The organism is Capilliphycus salinus ALCB114379, assembly GCF_047276495.1.
GTDB lineage: Bacteria > Cyanobacteriota > Cyanobacteriia > Cyanobacteriales > Microcoleaceae > Capilliphycus > Capilliphycus salinus.
This window is the reverse complement of sequence record NZ_CP178543.1, coordinates 4,891,481-4,908,023: the sequence shown is the minus strand read 5'-3', so window position 1 is coordinate 4,908,023 and position 16,543 is coordinate 4,891,481. Positions and strand designations below refer to the sequence as shown.

Here is a 16,543-nt window from a genome sequence, read left to right as displayed (position 1 = left end):
GAGATAAGTAAGTATGCAACAGCCATCTGTTCATCTACCCTGATTGGTAATTTGTATTATGTCGAACAATTTTGAAAAGAAATTTCCTAAAATTTTTCAACAACAAAACCTTCGGAAAAAAAAGCAACTAAAGTCAATCCGTTTAGATGCTACTTTCAAAAAACTTAAGAATTTCAGCCGGACTCAATTCAGGAATATATTAATTTTCTTGTCTATCCTATTGCTAATCATTTTCAAATCCTATATCCCGATGAGGTACAATTCATATAGTGATTTGATGACTTACCTAGTCAATAACCCCACACCTCCGTTTGTCTCATCACCCTGGCCTTGGAAAGAGCATCAAACTATTCATCCCATCATTAGTAGCATAACACCCGATGTTGAAACAAGTATTAAATCAGTTGCTCAATATATTGCTCAATATGAAACCGATCCCTATTTGCAAGTTAAAGCCATACATGATTATGTAATCACTAGAGTCACTTATGATTTAGATGTACTTCAAACCGGAGTACGACCTTCTCAGGATGCACAAACTGTTTTTCTTACTCACAAAGCCGTCTGTGAAGGCTATGCCAATCTTTTTAAAGAACTCGGACGAGCGATAGGATTAGATGTTGTTTATATCAAAGGAAAAGTTCGTCAAGACTTAGCACCTCTAGATTTGATTCCCAAAGCTTTTAGGTTACTCGAATCCAATTATGATTGGACACTCCATGCTTGGAATGCTGTCAAAATTGAAGGAAACTGGCAATTAGTTGATACCACATGGGATGACACAGGTTCAAAGGATTTATATAGTGCGGATTATTTGATGCTTCATCCAGAACTAATGATTATTAGTCACTTACCTTTAATACAAGGTTGGCAACTTTTAGGCCGATCAAAAAATTACCAATCTTTTGAAAATCAACCCATTTTAACTCCTCAGTTTTTTGCTCAAGGCTTGACCATGATTTCCCCCGAGGAGTATCAAACAACCACTGAAAAAAATGCTGTGATTGAATTAAGAACTTTTGCTCAAAAACCCCAAATAATAGGAGCTTTATTTTCAAAAATCAATGAATCGAATTTGTTAGTTTGGGATTTACTCTTGAGTAATTCATCCAATCAACATCAACAGCTAAAACCCTGTCGAACTCAGACAGAGGCTTCAAAGATTCGGCTTTCTTGTCAATTTCCAGAACCGGGAGAATATCAAGTTTTACTGTTTAGTCTTGCTCCTGAAAGTCATTCTCCTAATCGAAAAATCACTCGGATAGGTCAGCTAAAGTTTCGATCTCTATAATTGCAAGACTAATGCAAGACATACCCCGACTCGGAGAACTCCTAGAAGTGTGAAGACGGTGGTTTGGGGTGATGGATATGCAAACATCAACCCTACCCCCTAACCCCCTCAAAAAGATAAATCAAACCATCTCATCGCTTTGTCTTAAGTAGTGGTATACTCAAAATCAATAATTATCCCTCAAACTTAAAAAAGCCAGTGGTACAGCATCCCCTCCCAGACCTGTCCTTATTTGCAGGTTTAATTACCTTGGGTTCTGTTGCTCAACTTCTACCCGCACAGGCTCAAATTATCCCCGATAACAGTTTAGGTACAGAAAACTCAGTCGTTACGCCCAGTTTAGACATTAGGGGTAGACCCGGCGATCGCATTGACGGGGGAGCGATTCGAGGAAATAATTTATTTCATAGTTTCCAAGAATTTAACATCAGAGAAGGACGGGGCGCTTATTTTTCCAACCCCGATAATATCGTTAATATTCTAACTCGCGTTACCGGAAATAATATCTCACAAATTCTCGGAACCTTAGGGGTTTTAGGCGATGCCAACCTATTTTTAATCAATCCCAACGGTATTTTTTTCGGACCGAACGCCAGGTTAGATGTCGGCGGATCATTTTTCGCCTCAACAGCCGATGGAATATTATTTGAAAATGGCTTTGAATTTGCAGCAAGTAACCCCCAAGCGCCGCCATTATTAACAATTAATATGCCAATCGGGTTAAACCTTCGAGAAAATCCCGGTACTCTTATTAATCAATCGGTAGCACTCAATCCAGACACGGGTGATACTGTCGGTTTGCAAGTACCCGACGGACAAACATTAGGATTTGTTGGGGGTGAAATTCGCTTTGAAGGCGGAGAAGTAACAGCCAGTGGAGGTCGAATAGAAATAGGAAGTATAGAACAAGGTCGAGTTAATATAGAAACCCTCGCCTCCAACGAAACAGAACAATCCTTAGCGCTGCGGTTTCCGCGAGAAGCCACCCGTTCAGATGTTACCTTTATTAGAGGAATCGCCGACGTCACCGGCGATAATCAAGGAACAATTGCGATCGATGCGGGTAACATAGAGTTTCAAGGAAGCGCTCTAATAGCAGGAATAGCCGCAAATTCAGGTTCATCGGACAGTCAAGCCGGAGATATTGAAATCAACGCCACAGAAGACATCAATCTTAGCCAGAGTAGCCGAATTTTAAACGAGGTTCAAACCAACGCAACAGGCCAAGGCGGAGATATTCGCATCACCACCCCCAACCTATCCGTAACAGAAGCCTCCCTGCTGAGTGCCAGTACCTTGGGAGAAGGAAATGCGGGGAGTGTGATCGTCAACGCCGAGAACCAAGTTTCCTTTGATGGTAGCGTCGATCAGATTCCCAGCGGAGCATTCAGCCGAGTTGAAATCGGAGGTCAGGGACAAGCCGGAGATGTTCGCATCACCACCAATCAATTATCCGTAACAAACGGCGCCGAGATCAGCGGGAGTAGCGCCGGGGAAGGAAACGCCGGAAACGTAGTCATAGAAAGCGATCGCGTCACAGTCGCCGGTAACAGCGGAATCTTCAGCCAAGTCTTACCCACAGGAGAAGGCTTTGGGGGAAATGTGCGAGTAAATACCCGTTATCTGTCCCTTTCCGAAGGAGCAACCCTAGCCACCAGCACCTTTGGTAGAGGAGACGCCGGAAATGTGCAAGTCAATGCCACTGAAACCGTCTCCATGACTGCAAACAGTTCCATTCGCAGCGACGTAGAACCCGGAGCCATTGGCAATGGCGGTAATATTGACATACTCACCGGTTCTCTATCGGTGAGCGATTCATCCCTGCAAGCGAGAGTCAACAGCAATGCTACCGATGTCGATAACCCCGATATTATCCGAGGAAACGCCGGAACCATCCGAGTCAACGCCGCTACAACCGCCTCTTTTAGCGGAGTCAGAAGCGGAGCCTTCAGCACCTTAGAACTTGGCGCCACCGGAAGCGCTGGACTGGTAGAAATCAACGCCGGCAGTATATTTGTAGGAGAAGGAGCCGCACTCAGTTCTAGTACCTCGGGAAATGGAAATGCAGGTAATGTCAGGCTGAACGCTCGCAACTTTGTTTCTGTGAATAATCCCGGTAGTGGAGTGTTTAGCACCGTTAACTCCGGGGGAATCGGCAACAGCGGCACGGTAACGATTAATACAGGCGGTTCCCTCCAGGTCACAAACGGAGCAATCCTAGAATCTGCCATTAAATCCGATCCCAACCTGATTTTAGGAACCGGTATTGGAAATGCGGGTAATATTGAGATTAACGCCATCAAGGATGTTGTTTTTGAAGGGGACGGAACCAGAGCTTCCACCGCCTTAGAAACCGGAGCGATCGGAAGTGGCGGAGACATCGAGATTAACGCCGGAAGCCTCACCGTGAGAAATGGCGCAACCCTGCAAGCTCAAACTCAAGGGGTCGGAGATGGGGGTAATATTACCATCAATGCTCCCAACGGTTCTGTTACCTTTACGGGATCGACCAGCGATGGAGCCTTTCCCAGCGCCGCTTACAGTACCGTAGAAGCCACAGCACAAGGTCAGGGCGGAAATATTAACATCAATACCGGTAATCTTTCTGTCACCCATGGCGGTCAGTTGCAAACAGTCACCCGAGGTCAAGGAAATGCGGGTCGTATAGTCATAGAAGCCAGCGATCGCGTTTTGTTTGAAGGAACAACCGATCAACTCCAGACTGGGGGTTTTAGCAGCGTCGAAGCCGGAGCAGTAGGAGATAGTCGGGGAATAACCATCACCGCCGGGACCGTTGAAGTTAAAGACGGCGCCACCCTACAGGCTTTGGTTCGCGGAGCCGATCAGTTTCAGGGACTCCCAGCCGCTCTCGGTAATGCCGGAGATATTCAAATTAACGCTAGGGATCTCGTTTCTGTCGATGGTGATTTTACTCGCATTGCCAGCAGTTTAGACCCGGGAACCATCGGAACTGGCGGAAATATTGAGATCAATACCGGCAATCTTTCTGTGACCAATGGCGGTCAATTGCAAGCTCAAACTCAAGGGTCTGGAAATGCGGGTAATATTACTATCAATGCCGGTGAGCGGGTGTTATTTGAAGGGGTTGATAGTCAGGGATTTTCCAGTGGTGCTTTCAGTAGCGTAGAGTCTGGAGGAATCGGAAATAGTGGGGGAATTACCATTCGAGCGGGTTCTTTAGAAGTTAAAGAAGGCGGAACATTACAGAGTTTAGTTCGCGGCTATATTTTTGGTTTTTCTAATGTCATACCCCGTCCAGGTAATGCGGGCGATATTCGCATCGAAGTTTCTGGAGATACCACTTTTGATGGAATTAATCCGATTATTCCCGTAGATGAGTTGACCGGTGAATCTAATCCCAGTGGAGCTTTTAGTCAAATTGAGTCGGGTATACAAGGAGATGGAGGAGATATTGAGATTACAACCGGCAACCTTTTTGTTACCAATGGCGCTCAATTACAAGCACAAATGGAAGGGGTTGGAGAGGGTGGAGATATTATTATTAATGCTGAAAATGGCATTTCTTTTGATGGAGTCGGCGAGAATGGTCAATCCAGTCGAGCTATCACTGTTGTTGCCACTCTTGCTGAAGGGAACGGAGGAAATATTAACATTTCCGGTCGCAATCTTTCCGTGACCAATGGCGCTCAACTTGATGCTAGTATTAATCAGGGCGGAATTGGTAATGCGGGCGATATTATTATTAATGTTCGTGAGAATGCCTTGTTTGATGGGGCGGGAAATCAAAATCTCACGGGTGTTTTTACAACTGTAGAACAACAGGCTTTGGGTTTTGCCGGTGAGATTAATATAACCTCAGAAAATCTTGCCGTTACCAATGGCGCTCAATTGCAAGCGTTAACCCGAGGATTTGGAGGAACGGGAGATATTATTCTCAATGCTCGCAATGTGTTTTTGGGTCAAACTCAAGACGGTAATTTTCCCTCCAGCGGAGTGTTTACAACGGTAGAATTGGGAGGATTTAGTTTAGAATTACTCGGCTTACAAAATGAGGCAAATAGCGGGGCGATTGAAATCTCCGCCGACAACATTTTTATTAGCGATGGAGCGCAAGTTCAAACCCGTACAGCCAGCTTTGGAGATGCGGGTAATATTTCCATCTCAACAGCAAATCTTTCCATAACTAACCGAGGACAGTTACAGGCTCAAACCCAAGGTTTTGGAAATTCTGGAGATATTTTTGTTAATGCTTTCAACAATATTTCGATTGATGATAGTGAAGCCTTTACCCAAGTCGGAATCTTAAACTTGAACGGACAACTTTTGCAAGCCGAAGGTGAAGGGGGCGATATTAATATTATCACTGGCAATTTATTTATTACCAATGGCGGTCAGTTACAAGCTCAAACTCAGGGTATTGGAAATGCGGGTAATATTACGGTAAATGCCAGAGAGGGTGTGTTTATAGATGGAGTCGCCGATCAAAGCTTTCCGAGTGCCGTTTTTACCGATGTCAGCTTTACTCAATTTGGATTATTTGGGATAGGTGATGGCGGAGATATTAGCATTATTGCCGACAATTTATCCGTCACCAATGGGGGCAATTTGCGAGCCGAAACCAGCGGTCAGGGAAATGCAGGAAGTATCACTGTAGATGCTCGTGAAAGTGTGTTTTTTGATGGGGTTTTAGAAACAACAGACGAGCAAATTTTTACTAGCTTTGGGTCCAGTTTTGTCGGCTTATTTGGGGCTGGAGAGGGGGGAGATGTTCGCATCAATACCGGGATTTTATTCGTCACAAATGGCGCTCAAGTTGATGCCAGTACCTTTGGCGAAGGAAATGCGGGGAATGTGATTATAAATGCCCGCGAAAATGTATCTTTAGATAACAGTGCTGTTTTTACCAATGTTGGTGTAACCGGGGTGGGTGAAGGTGGAGATGTTGTGATTACAACCGGAAACCTAGCCGCCACTCAAGGCAGCGAAATTCAAGCTCAAACCGAACGATTTGGCAATGCCGGAAATGTGATTATTGAAGCAGAAGGAGATGTTTTCTTAGATGGGAGCAGTAGAATTTTTGCCACCGTTGAACAAACAGCAGCCCCAAACACTCAAGGTGGAGAAATTCGCATCACCGCAGACAATCTTTATGTGATGAATGGTTCTCAACTTCAGACGTTAACTCGCGGACCCGGTGATGCGGGTACTATTACAATTGAAACTCGCGATGGTGTTTCTTTTGATGGAATTGATAGTCAATCATTTCCAAGTAGCGCCTTTTCTAGTGTAGAAGCGGGTGCGGTGGGAGAAGGCGGCGAAATTTTCATCACCACAGACAATCTTTCAATTACTAATAATGCTGTCATCTCTACCCGTACATCAGGACAGGGAGATGGAGGTAATATTACTATCAACACTAATCAGCTTTCTCTGCTTAATCAAGCCGGAATTTCTGCTGCAAATGTTAGTACATTTGAAAACAGAGCCGGTAATATTAATATTGAAACTGGAGATGTTCTCTTTAATAATACTTCCGGAGTGTTTACCCTCACGACTTCGGGTAATGGCGGTAATATTAACTTAGAAGGTCGGGAGGTTTTTATGAGAAATGGGAGTTCAATTCGCACCGATGCAGGTTTGGCAAACTTAGAAGGCGATGGCGGTAATATTACCGTTGATAATGAACTTTTAGTCGGTTTAGAAAGCAGTCAAATTGCAGCCAATGCTTTCTTAGGTCGGGGCGGTACAGTTAACATTACAACTCGGGGTTTATTTGGCTTTGAAATTCTCGGTCGAGACAGTTTAGAAGAACAATTTGGCCGAGATAACTTGGTTAACTTCGATCCAACCCTTCTTTCCAGAAGTAGTATTACTTCAATTTCCCGCACCGATCCGTCTTTGAGTGGTATCATTCAATTACAAACTGAAATTGACCCCGACGCCGCATTAGTTGACCTCCCTCAAAACATCGTTGATCCTAACGCCTTAATTGCTCAAGACCCCTGCAAACAAGGTCGAGATAGTTCATTTATTATTACCGGACGGGGAGGAATTGCACCAAATCCCGTTCAAGATTCATCGGCAATTCCTGGGTTAGTTGAGTTAGAATCTCTACTCATTGAACCTGTTACTCCTCAACGGAATAATTCCTCACAACCTCCTCAACAACAATCTCAAAAACGGGATAATAATCTTGATGATTATCCTATAGATTCAAGAACAATTGTTCCGGCGAGGGGTTGGGTAAGAGACGAAAATGGGAACGTGTTATTAGTCGGTTATGACCCCACAAAAACCGGAGTTCAGCGTCAACAACCCAACCGAAACATCTGTCAACCCTAGCACCTTTTATTCCGAAGCCAAAAACCCGGTTTCTTTTACAATACACATCGTCTTGAGCGAGGAAGCCATATAAGAAACCGGGTTTTTTTAGTCTGTACTGTCAGCCTTAGAACCTTCTATTCCCTCAAATTTTCCTGTAACCAATGGGTCAAATCTTGCAAAGATGAAAAATCGGGTGGGGCGGGTTTCTGTAAATTTCTCAGTAGTCGTTAAAGATATTGTAGAACCCGCCCCTACAGATGATGATTGATTAATCGGAGATGATATTAACTTCTCAAATACTCCTCTAACCAATTTGTCAAATCTTGCAAAGATGAAAAATCCAACAACACCTCTGCTAACATTTCCAACTGTTCCGATGAAAGCAATCCAATTTGAGAACGAACTTGAGGATCAATTTGATTAAACTTTCGGGTTAATAAACGTAGGATAAGCGATCGTTCTCCATCTTCTCGACCTTCTTGATAAACTCGGGTTTGTTTGGAGTCTGTTGCTAATTCCAACATCTGAATAATCTCCTGACGAGTCAATTGTGGAAACTTATAAACCATTGTCGTTTCTATCAATTCCATGATAACCGCTACGGGCAGTTGTGTGGCTTGTTGAGCCTCGGATAACAACTGTTTGGCTTTGTTGACTGCGGTTTCCTGGGGTTCTAGAATTAATTCGACAATTCCCAACTCAACCGATGAACCCGAAAGTTGATTAAGATAGATACGCCGAACTTGGGAACTTTCTAACAGCGTTCGGTAGAGATGGGTTTCTTCTGGTTCTAGGCTAATATTAGGATAAATTGCGACGGCTTGCCAGTCTACTGTATTTGGGTTCTGGTTGAGAAAGAGAAATAGTTCGGCAAATAAACGATGATACAGCAGAGGATCTTTTTGAAACTGAACTTCAACGAAATAAACCGTCTGATTTTCGGCTTCGGGTGGAGGTAAAAATACCCCATCAATCCGAAATGCGGTTTGTTTGAGTTCAACGGATTGAAATTGATATCCCTCCTGAACGGGTTGACCAATTAGCTCAAAGAAAATAGCCGGAGCCGTTTGGAAAATGCGGTAAAAAAGCGAGTCGGTTTTCACCCTGGTTTGTAGAATTAATTCTTAAAAAATTATAGGATAAAATGTTGTTTTTTATCACTTTTTTTAGAAAATTTGCGCGAGTTTTTTTATCGGGTTTTTGGGGGATTGGGCGCGAGTTTGTTCTCAGATTTTTTTTGGGATTGGGCGCAAACCGCAGCGCCCCTACATTGATTGGAATTTGTAGGGGTTTTTTAGTGTTATGAGTGTGGGGCGGGTTTATGTAAATCTCTCAGTAGTCGTTAAAGATATTGTAGAACCCGCCCCTACAGTATTGACAGAATTAATAAAGAAAGTACCCCATTGAGGGTAAAATAAATCTTCAGGTTGTCAAAATGCCGATTAGATTTAATAATCCTGAAATGACTGTCACAGCTTCCCCAACTCACGATACCAACTTCTGGCCGAATTTGCTGCAACAACTCCTCGACCGGGACTCCCTCTCGGTTTCCCAAGCCTCAACGTTAATGCAGGGATGGCTAAACGAGGAAATTCCCGAGGTGCTTTCGGGTGCAATTTTGATGGCGCTGCAAACCAAAGGCGTCTCCGCAGAAGAATTGGCGGGAATGGCTTCTGTATTGCAGTCTCAGTCGGCGTCGGCTTCAACACCTGTTGAAATTCCTAATTCTCCCTATCATATTATTGATACTTGTGGGACGGGGGGAGATGGCGCTTCTACGTTTAATATTTCCACTGCTGTGGCGTTTGTGGCTGCTGCTGCGGGGGTTCCCGTCGCCAAACATGGCAACCGTTCCGCTTCGAGTAAGGTGGGTTCTGCTGATGTTTTAGAAGCACTAGGAATTCAGTTAAATTCGCCCTTTGAAAAGATTACTTCGGCGTTAACAGAAGTGGGAATTACCTTTTTATTTGCACCGGGTTGGCATCCGGCGATGAAAGCGGTTGTTCCGCTTAGAAAAACCTTAAAAGTCAGAACGGTTTTTAACTTGTTGGGGCCGTTAGTTAATCCTTTAAAACCTGCGGGTCAAGTGATGGGTGTTTATGACCCCAATTTATTAGAAATAATTGCCGAAGCTTTGGGAAAATTGGGGTTAAAACAGGCGATTGTTCTGCACGGACGAGAAAAACTCGATGAAGCGGGGTTGGGAGATTTAACGGATTTGGCAATATTATCGGAAGGAAAGGTCGAAAAAGGAACAGTTAACCCGCAAGAATTGGGCTTGAATTCGGCAGAAATAACCGCTTTAAAAGGTGGGGAAGTTGCGGAAAATGCGGAAATTTTGCAAAATGTTTTACAAGGAAAAGGAACACCGGCTCAACGGGATGTGGTGGCTTTAAATGCGTCTTTGGCTTTACAAGTTAGCGGTTTTGTTCCCGTTGGAGATCATGTTTCTGGGCTGTCCGTTGCTCAAGATATTATCAGCAGTGGTGCGGCATGGTCAAAACTCGAACAATTGGTTAAATTCCTCAAATAGGGTGCGTTCGGATCGAGTTTGTAGTTGCGCTTCAGCGCATTAGACAAGGGCTAAAGCCCAACTACGAACTTACTTAATTTTTGATGCACCGCACAGAATTTAACCTTCTTCTGAAGCCAATTCTAGGGGATGAACTTCGCTACAAACTTCATAAAAAGAGGTTTTGGGCGCTTTAGCAAACAGGTGCGCCATTTCATTCATAATGGCTTCATAGGCTTCACTATGATTTTCATCCATATCTTCTATATTTTCCCAAAATATAATCGCAATTCCTTTATCGGTTCCCGGTTCTTGCAACAAATAAGAGCCTTTGAACCCTTTTGTATAGGTCGAAACCGCTTTTTCAAACAGTTGTTCGGCCTCGTCAAACTTACCGGCTTTAAATTCGCCGATCGCAACGTAAGCATATTTATGTTTAAGAAAATCTAAAAATTCTGACATTTTGAACCCAAAATAATGAACGTTACTGGGATTGTAGATTACCCGATCCGATCTCATCAAATCAAGCCGATCGTTAAAATTCTCGTTAAAATTTTTGCAATTGCGCCTCAGGGTTGAAAAATTGGCGACAAATTCCCGCAGTCAACACCAGGGTAGCAATTAAATTCGACACTGCGATCGCCAACAATATCAAAATTTGATAGGACGCCGCATCCAAGGGTTCAACTCCGGCGAGCAACTGACCGGTTAAAATACCGGGAAGGGTAACAATTCCCACAATAGCCATAGAATTCAGTGTAGGAAGCAACCCCGCCCGTATCGCTTCACTCCGGTAAAGTTTCACCGCCTGTTGGGGAGTCGCCCCCAAACTGAGATGGGTTTCAATTTCGGTCTGGGAATAGTTCAACGTCGTAACCAAACGATCTCCGGCGATAGAAGCCGCATTCATCGCATTTCCTAAAATAGCCGCCAATAACGGAATTAGATATTGGGGACTGTAGAACGGCGTCGGTTGAATCACCAACAGTTGAGCATAACCGACAATTAACACCGCACTCAACCCCAACGACCCCCAAACCCAAAATAGCAGTCGGGGGAGTTTTTTGCTGATGCGGTTGCGGGTAACAACGGTAACGAGGGTTAACATTAACAGTCCAAAGGCTAAAATTAACCAGGGGTTAGGTCGCGCCGGATCGAAAACCACCGCCAAAACGTAACCCGCAACGCCCAACTGAACAATTGTTCGCACCGTAGCGAGGAGTAATTGTCCTTCTAAGCCCAATTGTTGCCAAAATGATAGGGCGCACGCAATGGCAATCAGTCCCAATGCTAACGCTAAGTCTGTAAAATCTAGGGGAATTAACAAGCCTCAACTCCAATTAACAGGGGTAGGGTGCATCACCCGCCTCCCCTGGTTGTTGACAATCACTAGATTAACCCCTCTATGGTGCATCAATGATTGTTCTCTGTTGTGGAGGAGTTCTCAGATTAACTGCTTTGATGCACCCTACAGTAGTTTAGGGGTAGAGTCCATCAATGATTGTTCTCTGTTGAGGAGTCTTCAGATTAACTGGTTTGATGCACCCTACAGTGTTACAGATAACGAATAACTCATTTTTCATTTTAGGTGTGAAGCGTGAACAAAATCCCTCCTATCGATCTTGGTCAACAGTACAAATTAATTGCACAGGAAATCGGCGTCGCTGTCGAACAGGTGTTAGCCTCGGGTTACTATATTGGCGGATCGGAGGTTGCACGGTTTGAGGAAGCTTTTGGCGAGTATATTGGGGTTTCCGACTGTATTAGCTGTAACTCCGGTACCGACGCCCTATTTCTCGCCCTTCGCGCCCTCGATATTGGTCCGGGCGATGAAGTCATTGTTCCGGTATTTACCTTTATTGCAACTGCGGAAGTGGTGAGTTCTGTCGGGGCGACGCCGGTCTTTGTAGATATTGATGAAAATACGTTTAATCTCGATGTTAACAAACTCGAATCGGCGATTACTTCTAAAACAAAAGCCATAATTCCGGTACACTTGTTTGGTCAGTCGGTGAATATGACCCGAGTTATGGAAACTGCACGAACTCACCAATTAAGTGTAATTGAAGATTGCGCCCAGGCGACGGGGGCGACTTGGAACGGTGAAAAAATCGGTCGTATTGGTGATATTGGTTGTTTTAGTTTCTTCCCAACTAAAAATCTGGGTGCCTGTGGGGATGGCGGCGCGATTACAACTGATAATACTGCGATCGCTGCTAAAATTCGGATGATTAAAGATCACGGACAGTCCAGTAAGTATAATTCGGAAGTGGTTGGGGTTAACAGTCGGTTGGATGCGTTACAGGCCGCTATTTTGAACGTTAAACTGCGTTATCTAGATCAATGGAATGAACAGCGATCGCGCATCGCCCAACGCTATCATCAATTTCTCGGGGCGGTTCCGGGTTTGATTGTTCCGACTGAAGCCACTCCCGGACAAAGTGTTTGGAATCAGTATACCGTTCGAGTTTTGCAACGAGCAACGGATTTAATCTTCGATCGAAATGTTGTTCGCGCACAGTTAGCCGAACGGGGAATTACTACGATGGTTTATTATCCGGTACCGTTGCACTTGCAACCTGTTTATGAAGATTTGGGTTATCAACCCGGTCAGTTTCCCGTTGCTGAACAACTGTCTCAGGAGGTGTTATCGTTGCCTATGTTTCCCGAACTCTCAACCGAACAACAGGACTCTGTGATCTACGCGATCAAGGATTTTTTGAGTCAATAGGTAAATTTGCTTCCGATTTGGGTGTGTAGTTTTGTATACTGTTAATTAACAAAACGATAACAAGACGATAAACACAAAACTACAGATAGAGATCCGCTCAACCCGAGTCGATCTGTCAACTGTAACCCCCCTAGTTACAATTCAGCGTTTAAGAGGAAAATAAACAGCGTGAGTCCACACCAATTCACATCTGAACGGTGTTATGACCCAGAAGCGATCGCCCGATATTATCGCCGTCGTCCCTGGCAGGCCATTTGGCGGGCTATCACCGTAGTCTGGTTTTTTACAGGGTTTATATTAGGTCTGGTTTGGGATCGATGGCGCAGACCCGATGTTGAACATACACCGCAACGGGCGACTCAGTTACGAGAAATTCTAACCCATCTCGGCCCCACGTTCATTAAAGTCGGTCAAGCCCTTTCCACCCGTCCCGACTTGGTTCGCAAAGACTTTTTAGAAGAACTCACCCGACTTCAGGATCAGTTACCGCCTTTCAACCATCAAGCGGCGATGGCAATTATTGAGGCGGAGTTAGACCGAGATCTAGACAGCGTTTACAGTCAAATTTCACCCGAACCCGTCGCCGCAGCCAGTTTAGGTCAAGTCTATCGCGCCCGTTTGCGAACCGGGGAAGAAGTCGCGATCAAAGTTCAGCGACCCAATTTGGTTCCCATTATTACCCTAGATTTGTATCTAATGCGGTGGGCCGCCGGTTGGATCGCCCCTTGGCTACCGCTTAATTTGGGTCACGATTTGAGCTTGATTGTTGATGAATTTGGGACTAAACTTTTTGAGGAGATAGATTATCTCAATGAAGGTCGCAACGCCGAACGATTTGCCGCCTATTTTAGCGACGATCCAACCGTAAAAGTTCCCGAAATTTATTGGAAATATACCAGCACTCGGGTTTTAACTTTAGAATGGATTAACGGGTTTAAATTGACCGATGTTGCCAGCATTCAAGCGGCAGGTTTAGACCTCGATAATCTGATTTTAGTCGGGGTAACAAGCGGTTTGAGACAACTGCTGGAATTTGGTTTCTTTCACGCCGATCCTCATCCCGGTAATTTATTTGCAATGCCCGATGGTCGCATGGCATTTATTGATTTTGGGATGATGGATCAGCTAGAACAAGATGTTAAAGAAACTTTAGTTGATTCGGTTGTTCATCTGATTAATCGAGATTACAACGATTTAGCAAAAGACTTTGTTCAATTGGGATTTTTGACCCCGGAAACTAACATTATCCCGATTGTTCCCGCCTTAGAAAAGGTCTTGGGAAATGCGATGGGTGAAAGTGTTCGGGATTTTAATTTTAAAACGATTACCGATAGTTTCTCGGAGTTGATGTACGATTATCCGTTCCGAGTTCCGGCAAAATTTGCCCTAATTATTCGGTCTTTGGTGACTCAAGAAGGCATTGCTTTAACCCTTAATTCCAATTTCAAAATTGTCGATGTCGCCTATCCTTATGTTGCACGACGTCTGTTGAAAGGGGAAACTCCGGCTTTGCGTCGGCGCTTGCTGGAAGTGTTAATTAAAGATGGCAAATTCCAGTGGAATCGCTTGGAGAATATGTTAGCGATCGCCCAATCCGATCAGACTTTTGATATTCTACCAACCGCACAATTGGGTTTGCAATACCTACTGTCTCAAGAAGGGGAATTTCTTCGCCGTCAGCTTATTTTAGCCTTGACAGAAGACGATCGCCTCCATACCGAAGAAGTAAGACGCCTTTGGAGTTTGGTTGGTCCGCACATTAAACCCGCCCGTTTGTTTGATGTGGCGATCAGTGCGATCGCCGAGTTTTCTACAACCCAAGTCGCCGCTTTGCGTCAAGACTAGACCGACGCCGCCTAAAATACAGTTTAACAAGCGATTATCCCCTGTTACTGAGCAGGGGAAAATAATGTAATATCATGTTAAAACCCGTTGTTGCGTGAAGAGCGCACAAAATTAAAAAGCTTCTCGTTGTACCAAAGCCGTTCAATTAAACTTGAGGGAACTTAACCGCCATGTATGAAATGTCCGATCCGCCTTACGTTATTCTTGCTTTAGGTTTATTTGCAGGAATTACCTCTTGTACCGCTTTTATTACCACGCTTAAACAACTCTTAAAAGAATGGTCTAGGAGTCGTTCAACTCGCGCTTTAGCCAAATTACGGGGTTTTCAATTGTTGTTTCCCTTTTGCGGAATTGCTATCGGAATTTGTCTGTTTTTAGCCTCTTGTTTGCAGGTTTTTACCTTCTCGGCGTTCTTTTCTTATTCCTTTTCAATTCCGTTAACAGTATTGATGGCGGGGTTAGTTTGGTATCAGCTAACTCGGTTATTAATTCAACTGGAACAAAAAGGCGCTAAAGGAATAGACTTGGACGATCTCAGTTTGGGGAAAATTATCCCTCAATCTAGTCCTCAAAAAGATTAAGAATCCACAATTAATTATAACAGACGTTCCCCCGAACATCTCTATAAACATTGAGGAAAACGGTGAGAGTTGCTGGTAATCTTTTTTGTTCTTCCTAACCCTTTTTATCCCCCCCTAGCCCCCTTTATCCCCTCTTTATCCCCCCTAACCCCCCGATGATCGGGGGGAAAAGAGGGGGGAATGATGTTAAAAGTCATTTGTTTTAGGAAAAAATAATATTAAAGTCCCCCTTTTTACCCCCATTATTGGGGGTCACGGGGGCGGGGGATTTAGGGGGATAAAGTCCCCCTTTTTACCCCCATTATTGGGGGTCACGGGGGCGGGGGATTTAGGGGGATCTTCCCAAGGGGGATTTAGGGGGATAAAGTCCCCCTTTTTACCCCCATTATTGGGGGTCACGGGGGCGGGAAATTTAGGGGGATAAAGTCCCCCTTCCCAAGGGGGATTTAGGGGGATCTTCCCAAGGGAAATTTAGGGGGATAAAGTCCCCCTTTTTACCCCCATTATTGGGGGTCACGGGGGCGGGGGATTTAGGAGGATCTTTCCAGGGAAATTTAGGGGGATAAAAAAACCTTCTCATATCAGTTAATTGGAGAAAAAAAATGAATTCAGAATCTTTGATTTTCCTCGCCGGTGCAAGTCGCGGCGTCGGTCGAGAAATTGCCAAATGTTTGCGCGAACAAGGTATAATGGTAAAGGCTTTATTGCGTTCGCCCGACACCAAACCCGAGTTAGAAGCAATGGGAATAGAAGTGGTAATGGGAGACGCCCTCGACGCCGAAGCCGTTAAACAAGCCATGTCCGGTTCCCCTATTTCTGCGGTGATGAGTACCATTGGCGGTTTACCCAAAGACGGGGAAAGGGCTGATTATTTGGGGAATAAAAACTTAATTGACGCAGCAGTTGAAGTCGGCGCCGGAAAGTTTATTTTAGTGTCTTCTATCGGTTCCGGTAACAGTCGAGTGGCTTTACCTCCCCAAGCTTTGGAAACCCTCGGCACCGTGTTAGCAGAAAAGGAAAAAGCCGAACAACATTTAATCGATAGCGGTCTTAATTATACCATAATTCGTCCCGGTGGATTAAAGTCCGAACCCGCCACAGGTAACGGCATTTTAACCGAAAATTATACCATTTCTGGAACGATTCATCGGGCAGATGTGGCAACATTGGCCTGTCGGTGTTTGCAGTCTCCTGCGGCGAATAATAAAGTATTATCGGCGTTGGATAAACAGATGATTTGGGGTGAAACTGAGTTTGATATTCTCAATTTAGACTAG

10 protein-coding genes are annotated in these 16,543 nt (G+C 44.5%); 7 read left to right on the top strand and 3 right to left on the bottom strand.

The window, feature by feature from the left end; translation table 11 throughout:
• Positions 1-277: 277 nt before the first annotated feature.
• Both ACL6C3_RS19830 and ACL6C3_RS19825 read left to right on the top strand, forming a co-directional pair.
• Positions 278-1,291, top strand: coding sequence for a transglutaminase domain-containing protein (locus tag ACL6C3_RS19830; protein ID WP_413160764.1), 1,014 nt, complete (start codon positions 278-280; stop codon positions 1,289-1,291).
• A 198-nt stretch (positions 1,292-1,489) separates the two neighbouring features.
• Complete coding sequence (locus tag ACL6C3_RS19825) at positions 1,490-7,615, top strand: filamentous hemagglutinin N-terminal domain-containing protein (protein WP_413160763.1); 6,126 nt, start codon at positions 1,490-1,492, stop codon at positions 7,613-7,615.
• Between the two features lie 266 nt (positions 7,616-7,881).
• Here ACL6C3_RS19825 and ACL6C3_RS19820 read toward each other — a convergent pair whose 3' ends face one another.
• Positions 7,882-8,700 carry an Rpn family recombination-promoting nuclease/putative transposase gene (locus ACL6C3_RS19820; RefSeq protein ID WP_413160762.1) on the bottom strand — a complete coding sequence of 273 codons (819 nt, stop codon included), beginning with the start codon at positions 8,698-8,700 and terminating at the stop codon, positions 7,882-7,884.
• Positions 8,701-9,032: 332 nt separating this feature from the next.
• Here ACL6C3_RS19820 and trpD point away from each other — a divergent pair, with 332 nt between their 5' ends.
• Positions 9,033-10,130 (top strand): anthranilate phosphoribosyltransferase, encoded by a 1,098-nt coding sequence (gene trpD / locus ACL6C3_RS19815; protein ID WP_413160761.1) that lies wholly within the window; start codon positions 9,033-9,035, stop codon positions 10,128-10,130.
• A gap of 99 nt (positions 10,131-10,229) precedes the next feature.
• Here the strand turns inward: trpD and ACL6C3_RS19810 are convergent, their stop codons facing one another.
• Together ACL6C3_RS19810 and ACL6C3_RS19805 are read right to left on the bottom strand one after the other, a co-directional pair.
• On the bottom strand, positions 10,230-10,571 hold the full coding sequence (locus ACL6C3_RS19810) for an antibiotic biosynthesis monooxygenase (RefSeq protein WP_413160760.1): 342 nt from the start codon (positions 10,569-10,571) through the stop codon (positions 10,230-10,232).
• Positions 10,572-10,656: 85 nt separating this feature from the next.
• A complete protein-coding gene (locus tag ACL6C3_RS19805) occupies positions 10,657-11,436 on the bottom strand; it encodes an ABC transporter permease (RefSeq protein ID WP_413160759.1) in 780 nt (259 codons plus the stop codon).
• 270 nt (positions 11,437-11,706) lie between these two features.
• Here ACL6C3_RS19805 and ACL6C3_RS19800 point away from each other — a divergent pair, with 270 nt between their 5' ends.
• The 4 genes from ACL6C3_RS19800 to ACL6C3_RS19785 all read left to right on the top strand — a co-directional run bounded on the left by ACL6C3_RS19800 (position 11,707) and on the right by ACL6C3_RS19785 (position 16,543).
• Positions 11,707-12,840: a DegT/DnrJ/EryC1/StrS family aminotransferase gene (locus tag ACL6C3_RS19800; RefSeq protein WP_413160758.1), complete on the top strand. Its 1,134-nt coding sequence runs from the start codon at positions 11,707-11,709 to the stop codon at positions 12,838-12,840.
• Between the two features lie 168 nt (positions 12,841-13,008).
• On the top strand, positions 13,009-14,685 hold the full coding sequence (locus ACL6C3_RS19795; RefSeq protein ID WP_413160756.1) for an ABC1 kinase family protein: 1,677 nt from the start codon (positions 13,009-13,011) through the stop codon (positions 14,683-14,685).
• A 170-nt stretch (positions 14,686-14,855) separates the two neighbouring features.
• On the top strand, positions 14,856-15,266 hold the full coding sequence (locus ACL6C3_RS19790; RefSeq protein WP_413160755.1) for a hypothetical protein: 411 nt from the start codon (positions 14,856-14,858) through the stop codon (positions 15,264-15,266).
• 602 nt (positions 15,267-15,868) lie between these two features.
• The gene (locus ACL6C3_RS19785) at positions 15,869-16,543 is read left to right on the top strand and encodes an SDR family oxidoreductase (protein ID WP_413160753.1); all 675 of its coding nucleotides are present in this window, start codon (positions 15,869-15,871) and stop codon (positions 16,541-16,543) included.

Excerpts from the sequence above, each read along its gene's own strand:
- ACL6C3_RS19830 (WP_413160764.1), top strand. The coding sequence starts at position 278 with ATGACTTACCTAGTCAATAACCCCACACCTCCGTTTGTCTCATCACCC.
- trpD (WP_413160761.1), top strand. The coding sequence starts at position 9,033 with ATGCCGATTAGATTTAATAATCCTGAAATGACTGTCACAGCTTCCCCA.
- ACL6C3_RS19810 (WP_413160760.1), bottom strand. The coding sequence starts at position 10,571 with ATGTCAGAATTTTTAGATTTTCTTAAACATAAATATGCTTACGTTGCG.
- ACL6C3_RS19790 (WP_413160755.1), top strand. The coding sequence starts at position 14,856 with ATGTATGAAATGTCCGATCCGCCTTACGTTATTCTTGCTTTAGGTTTA.
- ACL6C3_RS19785 (WP_413160753.1), top strand. The coding sequence starts at position 15,869 with ATGAATTCAGAATCTTTGATTTTCCTCGCCGGTGCAAGTCGCGGCGTC.